The sequence below is a fragment of the Pseudomonas sp. S2_H01 genome (assembly GCF_054668305.1).
The window spans coordinates 5,879,009-5,894,926 of record NZ_CP162756.1; the positions used below are offsets into that span (position 1 = coordinate 5,879,009).

The following is a 15,918-nucleotide window of genomic DNA, read 5'->3' on the forward strand; positions in this document are numbered from 1 at the left end:
GGAGAATAGAAGTCACGAAGTAAAGCTGGCCGAAGGTTGAATACTGGACAGGCATACAGATAACAGCTGTATGCCGTCTCTGGCAAACAAAACGGATCGGCGGAGCGCTACACCAAACGTTCCTGCATCAGCGCATTCCTGATGATCACCAGCATCGATTCGATGTTCTGGCTCCAGTCCGCCGCGCCACTCAGGCACAGGCTTTGCTGATGCAGACCGCGCACACTGAACAGCTCCCCGGGCGCGATGACGATGCGCTGATCCAGCAAACGCTCGAACACCCGCGTCATGTCGACGCGGTGCGCGCTGTCCAGCCAGAGCGTCGCACCACCACCGGGGCGCTCGAAACGTACGTCGTCACCCAGGTAATGTTCGATCATCATGCCTAATTGGGTGGTCCGTTCCTGAAGGCTGATGCGCAGGCCCTGCAGATGACGGTCCAACTGCCCGGAGCTGTATAAACGTGCGATGGCTTTCTGTCTGATCGGCGGCAGACGAAACGAGCGCAGCAGCATCTGCTGATGCCAGAGGGGCCGCGAATGGCGGCTCAACAGGTAACCGAAAGGCGCTTCAAGACCGATCGTCTTGTCGAACGCCCCGAGGATCATCAGCCGCTCAGGGTCGATGAAGTTGTGCAGCGGCTCGACCTGCCCGTCAAAACACAGCCCGCCCTGGCTGTCGTTTTCCAGCACCCAGAGCCCATGCCGGTTCAGAACCTGCGCCAGCCGCTGACGCTGATCCAGTGCCATGACGCGCCCGCGAACAGGGTCCATGCGCGACGACAGAATCGCCATTTTGATCTCGCCGTGGCGCAACAATCCGCTCAGCTCATCGGTGTCGACCACACCCTCGGGATTCGCGCACCACTCGATCACCCGAATGCCAAAGGATTGCAGCGTACGCAGGACGCTCCAGCCGCACGGTGATTCGACCAGCACCGCGCTGTCACGGAGTTGAAGGGCTTTCAGAACGGTCTTCAACACACCGGTCTTGTCCGGGCCGATAAACACGTTGTCCGGGTGCCAGCAGCGTTCTGTGGATGAGGTGTAGGACGCCGCCAGTGCGGTACGCAGCTCGATGTCGCCGAACGGTTGAAAGCGCGGATCGGGCTGACAAGGGTAATGGCGCATAAGGTCGCGCTCGAGGTTCAACAAGGCGCCGTCCAGAGACTGAAGCAGCGTCGGCTCATCGGCGCCGAAAACAAACATGTCCGAGCGGCGGGCGCTCGCCTGATAGCGTTCGAGCACATCGTCTCCTTCGCAATGGATGTCGTTGCACGGCTGGGGCAAGGCGTAATAGCCGGACTTGGGCACCGAGCAGATGCGGCCCTCTTTTTCCAGTAATGAGTAAGCGTTCTGTACGGTGGAAATGGACACCCGCAGTCGGCGGGCCAGCAACCGCAGCGACGGCAACTTGACTGCCGGGCCTTCGGGCAGCTCATTGGTCAGCCTCGACAGGTAGCGGTACACCATCTGGTAGGCAAAATCGGTCTTGTTATTATTCATTGGACACACCCCATCCATGCGCAAGGCGCAGGGTCAATGACAGAAAAGCACCGGGCAGCGGTTGAATGCAGGCTCGCGCGCCCGGCGTGTGAAAGGACATGCTCAACGCCCCGAGATCAGCTCCGAGACCGCTTCGCCGGTGTGCAGATCGACCGTCATCACGTGGCCCTTGTCCGGGTCACTGGCTCGTACCCGCGCGATGATCGAGCTGTCGTCGCTGAAGTCCACACGACGTTTTTCGTACAGGTTTTGCAGCCCTTTGAGACTCAACCCGCTGACATCCACCAGCCATTGAATGACCTGATCCGGCGCCGAATGCCCCGACAGCGCCCTGTGCAGGTCCGCGAGTGCCACCAGCATCCCGGGGTGACACACCCGTAAGAACGCTTCCAGTTGTGCTCCCGCGTCGACGAAGGGTGCGAACATCAGGCACACCAGTTGCGCCTCGCTCAGGCCAAAGGCCTCCTGCGCGTAGCCCGCCGCCAGCGCACGGCGCTCCTCGAGCTTGTCGGGATGATCGTAAGCTGCCAGCGCCTGGTCGATCAGGCGCCTGGGCATGCGCTTACGGCGCATCATCTCGGCCGCCAGTTCCAGGTACTCGGCAATGCCATCGGCGTAAGCGCGCCCCTGCACAAATAGCGCCTTGAGGCCTCGCATGTGGGCCATCAGCAATGGGTTGGCGCAGTCCGACTCACTGAAACTGAAGGCCAGATCATCGAAACGAAACCCCAGGAAATCCGTGAGCAACGCCCAGTGTTCCTCAAGCCGGAACCCGATCAGGTCGGCCACCGTCAGAAACGCAGGCGCAACGGGCTTGTTCGGATACCCGAGCGGTCGCAGCATGAACCCGGCGGGTTGCGTTTCTTCGCCGTAAAGTTCCCGGTAGTACGCGCGCCCCACACTGTCGATGGTGTTCAACGCGGTCATGAACCCCAGCGTGTGCCAATTCTCGACCGCCTGCCCTTCATGGCGTGCCAGGCGCATGATCCAGGTCGCGTACTGCTTCTGCTCCTTGAGCGAGTCGCCACTGAGGACAGCATCCACGCCGTCGCCCCAGCAGGCGGCACGGCCAAGGAACTCGGCCATTCCCAGATAACAGCTGTTGCAGAATGTCGTTCTCGCATCGCCTGCGGTCAGGTGCCCGCCGAGCAGCATGTCAGAGCGGTTTTGCTCCCGCCCCGCACTGGAAAATGGCAGGTCAGGCTCAAACGCCTGTACATACTGATGATCGACGACCAGCAACTCGACCCGTGGATCGTCGTGCAGAAACAGCGCGGAGTAGCAGCGATGAATGTTGGCCATGACCGCCGACGTCATGCCCGCGTGGCGCATATTGGCGACCCGAAGATTGAACGTCGCGGGTGCCCGGCCGGCGATGCTCAACTGCGCGGCACGCATCAGCGCCACGGTGTAGGCGCTGTCTTTACCGCCACTGAACGCCACCAATACTTTATAGGTTCCGATGTTCTCGATACCGCCGGCGGCGACGATCAAGCGTTGAATCAGTAATTGCAGCGCGGTGCGCTCTGCGCGATTGAAATAACTCAACAAGCGTTGCAGCACTTGTTGATAGACATAGTTCATGGCCTGCTCGTGAATAGAACCCATACTTCAACACCTGAATAACCCAGTACAGCGAACACATCGATTCGGCTACGACACGCGTCGTACTATCAGAGTCGATACTTTGTCATTGTTGTTATGTAACAACAGCCTCCCGTGCATTGACCGTCAACAACGGCTTGGGAGCAAAGTCATACTGGGACCTTGTCCACGAAAGATTGATGCTGCAGCCCTTTCGCACCTGCAGATGGGGATTGGAATGGGGCCGGACAGGGAGTATGCGCCCGTGAGGACGGGTGTTCGGCACGGCAAAACAACCGGCCACGGTAATGCATGAGGCATGACTCGTTCCTTGAGTATCAATGATCGCCTCATTATCGGTATCTGAAAAACAATTACAAGGTACAGATCAATGACGTATTGCCTGTCAGTCAAAGAATAAACTTTGCTGTCTTTTAAACAGAACTGTTTAACGTATCGGCGCTGACGCGTTCAAACGCCAGACATCACAACAGACTGCTCACCGCCGACCGTGTTTATTAATAACCATTGCATAAACAAAAAAGCCTTCCTGAAGTTTCAGGAAGGCTTCGTCGGGTATTGCGTGGCCGGTAAATGACAGCGAAGGCAGACACCTCTGAACGGTGACCGGATCTCCCACTCGACGCCCGGCCAAAGGCGTCGAACAGTCAGCTGAGCGCGGTGAATTGCGCTCAGGCAGGCTCGACTTCCACCACCACACGACCACCCACCGGGCAGCCATCCATCATGCGATGCGCGTCAACGATCTGATCGAACGAAAACACCTTGGTAATCTGCGGCACCAGAACCCGATCAGCGGTCATCTGGTTGATGTCACGCAGTGCACGTTTAACCGCTTCTTCGTCCTGCTTGATGCCCAGTTCAGGCTTGCCGGTGAAATTGCCGACACAGTGAACGAAGAACTGAATGTTTTTCTGGAACGCCGCGCACGCCGGGAACGGAGTCTGATTCCCGCCTTGCAGACCATAAAGGATCAGACTGCCACGAGGCGCCAATACGTCGCCCAACATCGACATCTGCGGGCCACCCAGGCCGTCAAGGACGATGTCCACGCCACGGTTGTCAGTGTATTTGTTGATCGCCATGAGCAGGTCCTGCTCCTCGGTGACCACCACTTTGTCCGCGCCCATTTTCAACAGGTATTCACGGCACGACTCGGTCTTGGTCGCCGCAATGACCTTGATGCCCAGCGCCTTGCCCAGTTGCAGAAACGCAGGACCTGCGCAATGGCTGGCGTCAGTGACCAACGCGGTCTGGCCAGGCTTGGCACGGGCCAGTTCCACGAATGCGAAGTACGCCACCAGCATCGGGGTGTAGTGAACAGCCGCTTCATTGGGCGTCAGTACATCCGGATAACGGGTAACAGAGGTGTGCGGCAACGTGATCAGCTCGCCATACACCGGGTGTACGTTAGGGTCAGCGGATGGAAAGCTGGCCACCTTGTCGCCCACTTTCAGATCGGCCACACCGTCACCGACGGCAGTCACCACGCCGGCCATTTCAGAACCCAGACCGGCAGGCAGCCGAGCTTGGGATGAAGCCAGATTTTGTCGCCACAGCACGTCGTACCAGGTCACACCGATCGCCTGGACGCGTATCTGCACCTCTCCGGGTGCTGGCAACGCGGCTTGCTGCTCTTCTACCTTGAGCACCTCGGCCGGGCCAAACTGATGAAAACGGATCGTGCGGGACATTTCGAACCTCGCCTTATGAACCTTGATGCCATGAACTCTATCCGGGCTCTGCCGGTAACACTATCAGTGGCTATTAATAGTCGACATGCCTGTCATCGATTCTGTTGCTGAAAGGCGGTCATTAGATAACCATCGAATGCTCACGTATTCAAGCGCGGCCATTGTTCTTTTCTCCTCCTGACATTGCAACCCGATGGGCAATTTCCGGATGAACGTACCCCCGACTGGCGCGAAAACTGCCGCAGGCGTGGACGTTTGCGCCGTCAGCCAGACCTATGGTTGGGGCAGACGCCCGACAAAAAGGTTCAGCACAAATTATCGACGGGCTTGATGGGTAACACGTTTGTATGCTTGCGGATGAATTTAACAGTGCGGAGAATCAATTTTTCCCCGTAATATTCGCACCTGAGCTGAACACTGGCCTGCCGCCTTGGCGGCCAACGTATTGACCAATGTCCCTGAGACCCCCGTCATGAATCGCAACGACCTGCGTCGCGTCGACCTCAACCTGCTCATCGTGTTCGAAACCCTTATGCATGAACGCAGCGTCACGCGTGCGGCCGAGAAGCTGTTCCTTGGCCAGCCGGCGATCAGTGCGGCCCTCTCCCGCCTGCGCGGCCTGTTCGATGACCCCTTGTTCGTGCGCACCGGCCGCAGCATGGAACCGACGGCGCGTGCCGTTGAGATCTTCGGCCTGCTTTCCCCTGCGCTGGATTCCATTTCCACCGCCGTGAGCCGCGCGGCCGATTTCGATCCGGCCACCAGCACCGCCGTGTTCCGCATCGGTCTGTCCGACGACGTCGAGTTCGCCCTGCTGCCGTCACTGCTCAAACGCCTGCGTTCGGAAGCACCCGGCATTGTGCTGGTGGTGCGTCGCACCAATTACATCCTGATGCCCTCGCTGCTGTCGTCCGGCGAAATCTCCATCGGCGTCAGCTACACCGACGACCTGCCGGCCAACGCCAAGCGCAAGGTCTTGCGTCGCAGCACGCCTAAATTGCTGCGCGCGGACACCATGCCCGGTGCAATCACGCTGGATGACTTTTGTGCACGGCCTCATGCGCTGGTGTCCTTTGCCGGCGACCTGGGTGGCTTCATCGACGAGCACTTGGAAAAGATCGGCCGCAAGCGTCATGTCGTGCTCGCGGTTCCACAGTTCAACGGCCTGGCAACGCTGATTGCCGGGACCGACATCGTCGCCACCGTGCCTGATTACGCGGCCGACGTGCTCGCGGCTGCTGGCGGCGTCAGGGCCGAGACAGTCCCCGTTGAAACGCGCACGTTTGAGCTGCATATGGCCTGGCGCGGCTCCCAGGACAACGACCCCGGCGAGCGTTGGCTGCGCTCGCGGATTCAGATGTTTTTTGGCGACCCGGACAGTCTCGTCTAATCGCCCGTCCCAGAGCCTTCACGCTGGCAAATATCATTCCCACTGATAGTTACCTTCGTCGTATTCGATTCGTGCAATAAAACCCCCGGGAACAGAATCCGCCCATCTCAAATAACATCGGCGGATTTTCCCATGGTTCAGTCACTTACTCCTTTGCGCTATCCCCTTGCCGCGTTGGCTCTGGTGGTACTCAGCGCTTGCGGAAAAGGCCCGGAATCGGCAGCTCAGGCGCCGGCTGCGGCCAAAGTCAACGTCGCCAAGGTGCTTGAGCAGCCGGTCAATGAATGGGACGAAGTCACTGCGCGTCTGGAAGCGCCGGAAACCGTGCAGGTTCGTCCTCGTGTCTCCGGTCAGATCGACTCGGTAGCGTTCACTGACGGCGCACTGGTGAAGAAAGGCGACCTGTTGTTCCAGATCGACCCTCGCCCGTTCGAAGCCGAAGTTCATCGCCTGGACGCACAGCTGCAACAGGCCAAGGCCGCGTCGGTGCGCAGCAACAACGAAGCCCAGCGTGGTGAACGTCTGCGCACCAACAACGCCATCTCGGCCGAACTGGCCGACTCGCGGACCACCACCGCACAAGAATCCAAGGCGGCAGTCGCGGCCATTCAGGCCCAGCTTGATCTGGCCCGTCTGAACCTGAGCTTTACCCGCGTGACCGCGCCGATCACCGGTCGCGTCAGCCGTGCGGAAATCACCGCCGGCAACATCGTCACCGCCGATCAGAGCATCCTCACCAGCGTCGTTTCCACCGACAAGGTCTACGCCTACTTCGACGCCGACGAGCGCGTGTTCCTCAAATACAACCAGTTGGCGCGCGATGGCAAACGTGGCGCCACCACGCCGGTGTACATGGGACTGTCCGACGAAGTCGAGAACCCGCACCTGGGCCAGATGAACTTCATCGACAACCAGGTCAATCCACGGACCGGCACCATTCGCGGTCGCGCCGTGTTCGACAACAGCAAGGGTGAATACACCCCAGGCCTGTACGCTCGCCTGAAGCTGGTGGGCAGCGGCACCTACTCGGCCATGCTGATCAAAGACGAAGCGGTCGGCACCGACCTGGGCAAGAAATTCGTGCTGGTGGTCGACAAGGACAACAAAGCGACCTATCGCAACGTTGACCTGGGGCCGAAGCTTGAAGGCCTGCGCATCGTGCGCAGCGGTCTGGCCAAGGACGACCGCATCGTCGTCAGCGGCCTGCAGCGTGTGCGCCCCGGTTCGCCGATCGACCCGCAAGACACCCCGATGGCCAGTGCTGAAACACTCGCTGCGCTGCAACAACAACGCCAAGCACTTGAAGCCAGCAATCAGCCCAAAGCCCAGTCAAAACTGGACGCCAAGGTTGCCGCTGCCGCTACGCCACGCGGTTAAGGGACTCACTCAATGAATTTCTCCAAATTCTTTATCACGCGGCCGATCTTCGCAGCGGTGCTGTCGCTGTTGATCCTGATCGCTGGTGCCATTTCGCTGTTCCAGCTCCCGATCAGCGAATACCCGGAAGTCGTGCCGCCGACCGTGGTCGTGCGCGCCAACTTCCCGGGCGCCAACCCGAAAGTCATCGGTGAAACCGTGGCCGCGCCACTGGAACAGGCGATCACCGGTGTCGAGAACATGTTGTACATGTCCTCGCAGGCGACCGCCGACGGCAAACTGACCCTGACCATTACCTTCGCGCTGGGCACCAACCTGGACACCGCGCAAGTACAGGTGCAGAACCGTGTCACCCGGACCGAACCGAAACTGCCGGAAGAAGTGACCCGCATCGGTATCACCGTGGACAAGGCCTCCCCTGACCTGACCATGGTGGTCCACCTGACCTCGCCGGACAAACGTTACGACATGCTCTACCTGTCGAACTACGCGGTGCTGAACATCAAGGACGAGCTCGCTCGCCTGAACGGTGTCGGTGACGTGCAGCTGTTCGGTATGGGTGACTATTCGCTGCGCGTCTGGCTTGACCCGAACAAAACCGCTTCGCGCAACATCACCGCCACCGACGTCGTCAACGCGATCCGCGAACAGAACCGTCAGGTCGCCGCCGGCCAGTTGGGCGCGCCGCCCTCTCCGAGCGCCACCAGCTTCCAGATGTCGATCAACACCCAAGGCCGTCTGGTCTCTGAGGAAGAGTTCGAAAACATCATCGTTCGTGCTGGCGAAAACGGCGAAATCACCCGCGTGAAAGATATCGCACGGGTCGAACTGGGCTCCAGCCAGTACGCGCTGCGTTCGCTGCTGAATAACCAGCCTGCGGTCGCGATTCCGATCTTCCAGCGTCCGGGCTCTAACGCCATCGACATTTCCAATGAAGTGCGCGGCGAGATGGAACTGCTCAAGAAGAACTTCCCGGAAGGCATGGACTACAGCATCGTCTATGACCCGACCATCTTCGTCCGTGGTTCGATCGAAGCGGTGGTTCACACGCTGTTCGAGGCACTGATTCTGGTGGTGCTGGTGGTGATCCTGTTCCTGCAGACCTGGCGCGCCTCGATCATCCCGCTGGCTGCTGTGCCGGTGTCGCTGATCGGTACGTTCGCCGTCATGCACCTGTTCGGCTTCTCCCTCAACGCGCTCTCGCTATTTGGCCTGGTACTGGCGATCGGTATCGTCGTGGACGACGCCATCGTGGTAGTGGAAAACGTCGAGCGGAACATTGAACTCGGCCACGAGCCGATGGAAGCCACGCAGATCGCCATGCGCGAAGTGACGGGCCCGATCATCGCGACGGCGCTGGTGCTGTGTGCCGTGTTCGTCCCGGCGGCTTTCATCTCCGGTCTGACGGGGCAGTTCTATAAACAGTTTGCCCTGACCATTGCGATCTCGACGGTGATCTCGGCGTTCAACTCCCTGACCCTGTCGCCCGCCCTGGCTGCCGTGCTGCTGCGTTCTCACGATGCCCCGAAAGACGGCTTCTCGCGCTTCCTCGACAAACTGTTAGGTGGCTGGTTGTTCCGTCCCTTCAACCGCTTCTTTGTCAAAGCCAGTAACGGCTATGTCAGCACGGTTGGCCGCGTGATCCGCATCAGCGGCGTGGCGCTGGTGGTCTACGCGGGCCTGATCGTCATGACATGGCTGGGTTTCTCGAGCACGCCAACCGGCTTTGTGCCGCAGCAGGACAAGCAGTACCTGGTGGCCTTCGCGCAACTGCCGGACGCCGCGAGCCTTGACCGCACCGAAGACGTGATCAAGCGCATGTCCGATATCGCCCTGAAGCAACCGGGCGTCGAAAGCGCCGTGGCCTTCCCGGGCCTGTCGATCAACGGTTTCACCAACAGCCCGAACTCCGGCATCGTGTTCGTGACGCTCAAGCCGTTCGACGAGCGCAAGGACGCCAGTGAGTCCGCCGGCGCCATCGCCGGTGCGCTCAACGGCAAATACGCGTCGATCCAGGAAGCCTACATGGCAATCTTCCCGCCGCCGCCGGTACAGGGCCTGGGCACGATCGGCGGTTTCCGTCTGCAGATCGAAGACCGTGGCAACCTGGGTTACGACGAACTCTATAAAGAGACGATGAACGTCATCGCCAAGAGCCGCAGCGTGCCGGAACTGGCAGCCCTGTTCACCAGCTACACCGTGAACGTGCCACAAGTGGACGCCGCCATCGACCGCGAGAAAGCCAAGACTCACGGCGTGGCCATCAGCGACATCTTCGACACCCTTCAGGTGTACCTGGGTTCGCTGTATGCCAACGACTTCAACCGTTTCGGCCGTACCTATCAGGTCAACGTTCAGGCAGAACAACAGTTCCGTCAGGACGCCGAGCAGATCGGTCAGCTGAAAGTGCGTAACAACCTGGGTGAGATGATCCCGTTGGCGACCCTGCTGCACGTCACCAACACGTCCGGCCCGGACCGCGTGATGCACTACAACGGTTTCATCACCGCCGAAATCAACGGCGCGGCGGGCCCTGGCTACAGCTCGGGTCAGGCAGAGGCGGCCATGAACAAGCTGCTTAAAGAGGAATTGCCTAACGGCATGACCTACGAGTGGACCGACCTGACCTACCAACAGATCCTGTCGGGCAACACGGCGCTGCTGGTCTTCCCGCTCTGCGTACTGTTGGCGTTCCTGGTACTGGCAGCGCTGTACGAAAGCTGGAGCCTGCCACTGGCGGTGATCCTGATCGTACCGATGACCCTGCTGTCGGCCATTGCCGGTGTGATCATCGCGGGCAGCGACAACAACATCTTCACCCAGATTGGCTTGATCGTACTGGTGGGCCTGGCGTGCAAGAACGCGATCCTTATCGTCGAGTTCGCCAAGGATGAACAGGAAAAAGGCAAAACCCCGCTGGAAGCCGTTCTGGAAGCGTGCCGCCTGCGTCTGCGTCCGATCCTGATGACCTCCTTCGCGTTCATCATGGGTGTGGTGCCCCTGGTTCTGTCCAGCGGTGCCGGTGCCGAGATGCGTCATGCCATGGGCGTGGCCGTGTTTTCGGGGATGCTCGGTGTGACCTTCTTTGGTCTGCTGCTGACACCTGTGTTCTATGTGCTGATTCGTAACTACGTTGGACGCAAAGAGGCACGCAAGGCGGCCAAGGCTCAACGGGTTCAGACCATCTCTTCGGAGGCTCATTGATGAAGGCTGCAAAACTCTTCCTGCCGAGCCTGTTGGTCCTGGCGCTGGCGGCCTGTGCCGTCGGCCCTGACTACAAGAAGCCGGACACCGCGGCGGCCAATGTTCAGGCCGCTGCCCAGGGCGCCTACGACCGCAGCCGTACCGAAACCATCTGGTGGCAGCAGTTCGACGACCCGACCCTGAACAAGCTTGTTGCGCAATCCCTGCAAGGCAACCGTGAATTGCGTGTGGCATTCGCCCGCCTGAAAGCGGCTCGCGCTATCCGCGATGACATCAGCAACGATGCCATGCCGGTGGTCACCAGCCGCGCCAGCAGCCAGATCGGCCGCGCTCAGGTGCCGGGTGAAACCGAGCACCGGGTCAACCAGGAACGCTATGACCTGGGCCTGGACATGGCGTGGGAAATCGACCTGTTCGGTCGCATCCAGCGCGAACTGGAAGCCAGCGAGGCCGATCAGCAAGTGGCCGAGGCCAACCTGTATCAGCTGCAAGTCACCATGATCGCCGAGCTGGTCGATGCCTATGGCCAGCTGCGTGGCGCGCAACTGCGCGAAAACATTGCCCGGGACAACCTGAAAAACCAGCAGGACTCGCGCAACGTGACCGTGCAACTGCGTGATGAAGGCGTGGGCAACGAAATCGATGTGGTGCGTGCCGATGCACGGCTGGCCGCTGTTGAGGCGACCATTCCGCAGTTGCAGGCCGAACAGGTCCGTGAGCGCAACCGTATCGCCACCCTGCTCGGTGAGCGCCCGGATGCCATGACCGTCAGCCTGGCGCCTGCCAAGCTGCCCGCGATCTCCAAGGCATTGCCGATTGGCGATCCCACCAAACTGCTGGAAAACCGTCCCGACGTGCGCAGCGCCGAGCGGCAACTGGCGGCTCAGACCGCGCGCATCGGCGTGCAGACCGCCGACCTGTTTCCACGGGTCAGCCTCAGCGGCTTCCTGGGTTTCACCGCCAGCCGTGGTTCGCAGATCGGCTCCGGTGCCGCCCAAGCTTGGGGCCTCGGCCCGAGCATCACGTGGGCGGCATTTGACCTGGGCAGCGTGAAAGCGCGCATCCGGGGCGCCAACGCCGATGCCGAAGGGGCCCTGGCCAATTACGAGCAACAGGTGTTGCTGGCACTGGAAGAAACCGAGAACGCCTTCAGCGATTACGACAAGCGCCAGCAACGTCTGGTGTCGCTGGTGCGTCAGAGCGAGGCGAGTCGCTCGGCGGCCAACCTGGCGAGCATTCAATACAAGGAAGGCACGGCTGACTTCCTGGTACTGCTGGATGCCGAACGTGAACGTCTGGCGGCTGAGGACAGTCAGGCCCAGGCCGAGATCGAGTTGTATCGCGGCATCGTCGCGATCTACAAAGCGCTCGGTGGCGGCTGGCAGCCAAACGCCTGACACACGGAAACCATTGCGGGGCGGTTCACCCACCGCCCCTCAAAGCCCCGGGCTCACAAGGTTCGGGGCTTTTCCGTTTCGCCGGGGGCGTTATTGCTGTTTGACACTCGCCCCACTCTCCCCGAAGCTGCTGCTCACGCAGAAACGGAAATCGGTATGCCTATCCCGTCTTCGCCGCACCCTCCGGCCCCTCTAAAAACTCGCCGCCGTTGGCTGAATGTGATCGCACTGGGCGCATTGGCGCTGATCATCGCTGTCGGTTTGCTGGTCCATGGCTGGCGGGCACCGCCACCCGCGCCAGTGGTCAATCACAGCTATGCCGAAGCACTGGAACAAGCCCACAACGGTAAACCTGGCGCGGCGCGTGTCCTTTATCAGCAATTGAGCCGAACCGACCTGTCGGACATTCGGCGCTCAGGCCTGCTCACTGAGCTGGCCAATTACCCCAGCCCCCAGGCGCTGAAAATTCTCGACGGCGACCTCAAGCGCCCTGCTCCGCTTGTCCAGCAAACCGCCATCGACACCGTGGCCGCCCTGGTGCCAGACGCTCAACGCAGCGTCCTGATAGGTCCCTTACTGGACGATCCCGATCAGAGCGTGCGCTTCTGCGCCGTCCGCGCACTGCTTGGCCTGACCCCTGATGATCTGGGGTTGTATTACGCAAGCGTTCAGGACGCCGCCGAGCAATACCAGAACACCCTGGCCTCTCAACCGCCCAACGGTGAAAGCCAGCTGGAACTGGCGAAGCTGTTCGTGAACACGGGCGCGTTTGAAAAAGCCTTCGATGCGCTGGACCTTGCGCTGAAACTGGAGCCCAACAACCTTCAGGCAGCAGTCGCCCAGGTTCAACTGTTGGACCAGCGCGGCCAGACCGACCGTTCGCGTCAACAACTCGCTCAGTTGCTCGAGAAGCACCCACAGTCGGCATTACTCCAATATGAGCTCGGCAAATGGCTGTTGCGGCATCAGCAAAATGAGTATGCGTTGCTGGCCATGGCCAAAGCGGTGGAGCTGGAACCCGAGAACACTGTTTATCGATACGATCTCGCGGTGGCTCTGCATGACCTTCACCAACTGGAGCCGGCGCAGCGTCAGCTTGAAGACATCCTGCAGCGGCAACCGGCCAATCGGCGCGCCCGAACGCTGTTGATTCGTTATTGGCAGGAAAACGGTCAATTGCAGAAAGTTCAGGTACTCCTCGCAGAGCTCGAGCAGCTCAATCCCGATGACCCGGCCTTGCAACAAGGCCTGTAGATGGCGAAAACAGCGGCATTGGGCGCAGCACCGATAGTTTCCCGTATTGGCCTAGTTTGAGAAATTACTTACAAGGCTTTACACCCGTGTTGTCAGTTTTTGTCAGACCGGTTTATGTTTGCCGTGATCTTTCATTTAACAATTGCACCTCACCTATTTTACAACTCGAAAAAAACGTGCATTATTTGTCCGTCGCGCATCACAACTACCCCCGCCACGGACGTGAAGCTGACAGCGCAACGTTAGTTTCTTCAAATCTTGATCCGTCAAGGCATCGGGGTAGTGACAAAATGAGCACAGGACCCTGACGTGCGTCCATGTAGCTTGCGTTGGGCTGATAACAGCCATTTATCGCCGGAGTACTATATTTGTCCAGACTTGCCGAGTTTCGCGCAGCAGAAAAAGCCCTTCAGGAACAGCTGGCTCAGCTGGAGAGCCTGAAGAATGACGCCGGGTTGAAAAAGGAGATCGAGTTCGAGCAGAAGCTCCAGGCCCTGATGAACACGTACGACAAGAGCCTGCGTGACATCATCGCCATCCTCGACCCGAACCCATCCACCGCCACCGCTGCACCGGCGGGCCCAAAACGCCGCCGCGCCCGTGTGGTCAAGGTTTATCAGAACCCGCACACCGGCGAACTGATCGAAACCAAAGGTGGAAACCACCGCGGCCTGAAGTCCTGGAAAGAACAGTACGGTGCCGAGACTGTCGATTCCTGGTTGCGTGGCTGATCGTCACGGCTGCACGACCAAAGCCTTATAAAAAAGCCCCGTTCTTCGGGGTTTTTTTATAAGCGTATTTAAGCAGACAAATAATTGACAGGCGGTGAAACGGCAAGTCCGGATAGTGGATGGTTTGCGAGCCAGAGTTCAACTTCGTATAAATCCCGTCGAGGCGCGCCGACTCACTGTTCGACACTTTGATGTTCATACCCCCCATTGCACCCTATACAAGGAGTAATGAATTCGTGTTATCAGCCAGACTGATTTCAGGCGCCAAAATAATTCGCTGACACGCGCATTATTGACGATGAAGGCCCCTTCATCTGTTTGGCTGGCAAAGGGCGCGAATCTTCACACTTTTTTCACATGCGGTTCTACACGATGGACACAGCTAAAGGATTAGCACCCCATGCCCGCTTCGGCGGGCTTCTTAATGCCTGCGATTTGAACCCGTTCACTTTCGATCACGGTGTTACATCCAGACGCAGGCTGTCGCGGATCCGTAGAACTTCCTCCTTGTTGGCCGCATAGCCATCCGCCGACCCCGCGTAGGACAGCGACCAGGCCATCTCCTTATTGGCTGCCGCCACGAGGGTCTGGGTCATCACGTGCGCCCCATTCTGCGTGATCGTGCAGGTCGTCTCCATGGCGGGAACCTCGCTCAGCGTGCTGTCTTTCATCTTTGTGCAGACACTCTGAAACCCGCTGCGGACGAAATTGACCTGCACGGCCTTGCGCATTTCCAGCAATACGCCTTGTACATTGACGTCATGACCGGGTTGCAATCGGGTCTGCGTCAGCTCCACCACCATCGCCGGATTACCGTTCTGATCATTCTTGACGGCTCGCTGACGGATTTGCACCGAGGGATGGTCAGGCGTTGAAGGCGGCTGAGGCAAGGCTTCCACTTCCCAGTCACTCGGCCAGACGATCATGGCGTCGGACGCCGACGCGAAGTTGAGACCCAGGGGCAGGCACAGACCTGCGAGGAAGAACGTGCGTAACGTAAAGAACATGACCGATACCTGAACGTCGAGCCCGAAAGTGTGAGCCAGACGCGCCACGGTCACAAGGCCCGGCGTCGCACTCTGCACATTGGGTTTTGGCTCACGCGCCGCGTCCCGTATCATGAGGCAACATTTACAGGACCACCCTGGAGTCATCGATGAGCCTGCACGAACTGAACACTTTCCCTGGCGTCACTGCCCAACCTGACGCGGCCACTGCGCAATTCGTGTTTAACCACACCATGTTACGCGTCAAGGACATCACCGCCTCGCTGGATTTCTACACCCGCGTGCTGGGGTTCAGCCTGGTCGAAAAGCGTGACTTTCCCGAAGCGGAGTTCAGCCTCTACTTCCTGGCCCTGGTCGACAAGGCGCAGATCCCGTCCGACGACGCGGCACGCAATGTCTGGATGAAAGGCATCCCTGGCATTCTGGAACTGACCCACAACCATGGCACCGAGAAAGATCCCGAATTCTCGTACCACAACGGCAACACCGATCCACGCGGTTTTGGCCACATCTGCATCTCCGTACCGGATGTGCACGTCGCCTGCGCGCGCTTTGAAGAACTGGGTGTCGACTTCCAGAAACGTCTGACCGACGGCCGGATGAAGAGCCTGGCCTTCATCAAGGACCCGGATGGCTACTGGGTCGAGATCATCCAGCCAACGCCGGTTTAAGCCCCGCGTAACGCGCTCTGTGGGCGCGTGCTTGCCCGCAATGGCGCCGGATCAGCTCACTCGGCCTTGACTGACCGCGCGCC

General features: G+C 59.6%; 10 protein-coding genes and 1 pseudogene. 7 read left to right on the plus strand and 4 right to left on the minus strand.

Going from position 1 to position 15,918, the window contains the following annotated elements:
- Positions 1 to 107: 107 nt before the first annotated feature.
- From AB4N84_RS26245 to AB4N84_RS26255, 3 genes are all read right to left on the minus strand, one after another.
- On the minus strand, positions 108 to 1,505 hold the full coding sequence (locus AB4N84_RS26245; RefSeq protein ID WP_460043915.1) for an aminotransferase class I/II-fold pyridoxal phosphate-dependent enzyme: 1,398 nt from the start codon (positions 1,503 to 1,505) through the stop codon (positions 108 to 110).
- Positions 1,506 to 1,607: 102 nt separating this feature from the next.
- Positions 1,608 to 3,113 (minus strand): hypothetical protein, encoded by a 1,506-nt coding sequence (locus tag AB4N84_RS26250; RefSeq protein ID WP_460043916.1) that lies wholly within the window; start codon positions 3,111 to 3,113, stop codon positions 1,608 to 1,610.
- A 668-nt stretch (positions 3,114 to 3,781) separates the two neighbouring features.
- Positions 3,782 to 4,804, minus strand: a complete 1,023-nt coding sequence (locus tag AB4N84_RS26255; RefSeq protein ID WP_074750375.1) for a zinc-dependent alcohol dehydrogenase family protein — start codon at positions 4,802 to 4,804, stop codon at positions 3,782 to 3,784.
- A gap of 472 nt (positions 4,805 to 5,276) precedes the next feature.
- Here AB4N84_RS26255 and AB4N84_RS26260 point away from each other — a divergent pair, with 472 nt between their 5' ends.
- The 6 genes from AB4N84_RS26260 to AB4N84_RS26285 all read left to right on the plus strand — a co-directional run bounded on the left by AB4N84_RS26260 (position 5,277) and on the right by AB4N84_RS26285 (position 14,157).
- Complete coding sequence (locus tag AB4N84_RS26260; RefSeq protein ID WP_460043917.1) at positions 5,277 to 6,194, plus strand: LysR family transcriptional regulator; 918 nt, start codon at positions 5,277 to 5,279, stop codon at positions 6,192 to 6,194.
- Positions 6,195 to 6,326: 132 nt separating this feature from the next.
- The gene (gene mexE / locus AB4N84_RS26265) at positions 6,327 to 7,571 is read left to right on the plus strand and encodes a multidrug efflux RND transporter periplasmic adaptor subunit MexE (RefSeq protein WP_074750334.1); all 1,245 of its coding nucleotides are present in this window, start codon (positions 6,327 to 6,329) and stop codon (positions 7,569 to 7,571) included.
- A 12-nt stretch (positions 7,572 to 7,583) separates the two neighbouring features.
- Positions 7,584 to 10,775, plus strand: coding sequence for an efflux RND transporter permease subunit (locus tag AB4N84_RS26270; protein WP_460043919.1), 3,192 nt, complete (start codon positions 7,584 to 7,586; stop codon positions 10,773 to 10,775).
- Complete coding sequence (locus tag AB4N84_RS26275) at positions 10,775 to 12,172, plus strand: efflux transporter outer membrane subunit (protein WP_074750330.1); 1,398 nt, start codon at positions 10,775 to 10,777, stop codon at positions 12,170 to 12,172. The genes AB4N84_RS26270 and AB4N84_RS26275 overlap by 1 nt, the downstream gene beginning before the upstream one ends.
- A 156-nt stretch (positions 12,173 to 12,328) precedes the next feature.
- A complete protein-coding gene (locus AB4N84_RS26280) occupies positions 12,329 to 13,426 on the plus strand; it encodes a tetratricopeptide repeat protein (protein ID WP_460043920.1) in 1,098 nt (365 codons plus the stop codon).
- Between the two features lie 368 nt (positions 13,427 to 13,794).
- The gene (locus AB4N84_RS26285) at positions 13,795 to 14,157 is read left to right on the plus strand and encodes a histone-like nucleoid-structuring protein, MvaT/MvaU family (RefSeq protein WP_074750326.1); all 363 of its coding nucleotides are present in this window, start codon (positions 13,795 to 13,797) and stop codon (positions 14,155 to 14,157) included.
- Between the two features lie 455 nt (positions 14,158 to 14,612).
- Here AB4N84_RS26285 and AB4N84_RS26290 read toward each other — a convergent pair.
- Positions 14,613 to 15,204: pseudogene (locus tag AB4N84_RS26290) on the minus strand (DUF4946 domain-containing protein); the annotation flags it as partial.
- A gap of 109 nt (positions 15,205 to 15,313) precedes the next feature.
- Here AB4N84_RS26290 and gloA point away from each other — a divergent pair.
- Complete coding sequence (gene gloA / locus AB4N84_RS26295) at positions 15,314 to 15,835, plus strand: lactoylglutathione lyase (protein WP_074750322.1); 522 nt, start codon at positions 15,314 to 15,316, stop codon at positions 15,833 to 15,835.
- The last annotated feature ends 83 nt before the right edge of the window (positions 15,836 to 15,918 follow it).